Genomic DNA, 2,225 nt, shown 5'->3' with positions numbered 1-2,225 from the left:
GTATCAAATCGTTTCAGACACAGATGTGCTCGGCTGAAACGTTAGATCCAAAACGGATCAGGGACGGCGCTTGAACGGGCCGCGCGGCGCTGCTTTTACCGCCGCGTCCGCGTCCGTGCGCGCGCCGCGACCGCCCGTATGGGGCGTGCTCGGCCCGCCCGAGCGCGGTCCGGCCGAGCGCGGCCCGCCCGCATTGCGTGCGCCCCGGCCTGCCTCGGCATCGCGGCCCTCTCCCTGGGTGCGCGGTCCACGTGCCGCGCCGCCGTGTTCGCCCTCGCCTTCCGTGCGCATGCGCGTACCGTCGTCGAACGCCTGGCCCGGCAGGCGCAGGCTACCACCGCCGGACAGCGGGCTGGCCCGGCGCGCATTGCCCACCGGCTGGCGCGCAACGCCGCGCGACGCCACCGCGCCCGTCACCTGCGTACCTTTTTCGATACGGAAGGTCGCGCCGGCGTCCTGGCCGAGCACCTGCACGAGATAAGGCATCGTCTCGCGCAGGATCGCTTCCAGTGTGTAAGGCGGATTCAGGATGAACATGCCGCTGCTGTGCAGGCCGTTGCCGTCCGGACGCGGACCCGCAACGCTCAAGGTCACATGCAGCCACTCCTTGGCCGGCAGGCGCTTCAGGCGGTCGGCGAACTGGCGCGATTCCATGCGTTGCAGCACCGGATACCAGACCGCATACATGCCGGCGGGAAAGCGCTTGAGCGCCTCCTCGAGTGCATCGCGCACGTGCTTGTAGTCGAGCTTGACCTCGTACGGCGGATCGACGAGCACCAGCGCGCGCCGCGACGGCGGCGGCAACAGGGCTTTCAGGCCGTGGAAGCCGTCCGCATGATCGACGAGGATGCGGCGGCCGCGCGCCCGCTCGCCCTGCTCGGCATGATGCGCCTCCAGCTTGCGGACGTTTTCCGCGAGCACCCTGGTATCGGCCGGATGCAGTTCGAACAGGCGCAGCCGGTCTTCCAGCCGCGCCTCGGCATCGGCCACCCATGGCGAGCCGGGATACCAGCGCAGCTTGCCGCTGGGGTTCAGCTTGCGCACGACGTCCACGTACTCGGCCAGCGCCGGCGGCAGATCGTCGCGTTCCCACAGGCGCGCGATGCCGTCGACGTATTCGCCACTCTTGACCGCCTGCGCGCTGTCGAGCGCGTACACGCCGGCACCGGCATGGGTGTCGATATAGGTGTAGGCCGTGTCTTTCTGGTTCATGTATTTGTGCAACTGAACCTGAATGAAGTGCTTCAGGACATCGGCGTGATTACCAGCGTGAAAGGCGTGGCGGTAGCTGAACATGTTGATTCCAATCTGAATGATGCGTGCCTGCGGTGCGAACGCGGATGCGGGCCAACCGACATTATCCACCAAGATACGCCTCGGCCCCAAAAGCGGCCGAGCAATAAAAAAAGCCGCAGCGGCTTGTGGCCACTGCGGCTGACCATCACAAGGATGGGTGGAGGAAGTTTTACATGTGTCAGGCCACTTTCTGCGCGTCGAAGAACTGCTCGTCCTCGGTCGAGCCATGCAGCGCCGTCGTCGAGCTCTGGTGCTGCTGGATCGTCTGCGTGACGACGTCGAAGTAGCCGGTGCCCACTTCGCGCTGGTGCTTGACGGCCGTGAAGCCCTTGTCGGCGGCGGCGAATTCCGCTTCCTGCATCTCGACGAAAGCCGACATGCCGCGGCGCGCATAGCCGTGCGCCAGGTTGAACATGCTGTAGTTCAGCGCATGGAAGCCCGCCAGCGTGATGAACTGGAACTTGTAGCCCATCGCGCCCAGTTCTTTCTGGAACTTGGCGATCGTCGCGTCATCGAGGTTCTTCTTCCAGTTGAACGACGGCGAACAGTTATACGCAAGCATCTTGCCCGGGAATTTCGCGTGGATCGCATCGGCGAAGCGTTTGGCGAATTCCAGGTCCGGCTTGCCCGTCTCGCACCACACGAGGTCGGCGTACGGCGCATAGGCCAGACCGCGCGCGATGGCCTGGTCGACGCCCGGCTTGACGCGGAAGAAGCCCTCGACCGTGCGTTCGCCCGTGCAAAACGGCTTGTCGTTCGCGTCGACGTCGGCCGTCAGCAGGTCGGCCGCCTCGGCATCCGTGCGCGCCACAAGGATCGTCGGCGTGCCCATCACGTCGGCCGCCAAACGGGCCGCCGTCAGCTTCTCGACGGCTTCGCGCGTCGGCACGAGCACCTTGCCGCCCATGTGGCCGCATTTCTTGACGGAC

2 protein-coding genes are annotated in these 2,225 nt (G+C 65.8%); both read right to left on the bottom strand.

Annotated elements, in window-relative coordinates; translation table 11 throughout:
• Nucleotides 1–57: 57 nt before the first annotated feature.
• Complete coding sequence (locus AC1DYX_RS30535; protein WP_477265883.1) at nucleotides 58–1,212, bottom strand: 23S rRNA (adenine(2030)-N(6))-methyltransferase RlmJ; 1,155 nt, start codon at nucleotides 1,210–1,212, stop codon at nucleotides 58–60.
• A gap of 262 nt (nucleotides 1,213–1,474) precedes the next feature.
• On the bottom strand, nucleotides 1,475–2,225 hold a 751-nt coding region (gene aceA, locus AC1DYX_RS30530; RefSeq protein ID WP_477265881.1), incomplete at its 5' end, for an isocitrate lyase.

This window comes from Massilia sp. P2_C2 (genome assembly GCF_056404615.1).
The sequence above is the reverse complement of the archived record's forward strand: the minus strand, read 5'-3'. Positions and strand labels throughout refer to the sequence as shown.

Bases quoted from the DNA above. Each gene is read 5' to 3' on its own strand.
- AC1DYX_RS30535 (WP_477265883.1), bottom strand. From the start codon at position 1,212: ATGAACCAGAAAGACACGGCCTACACCTATATCGACACCCATGCCGGT.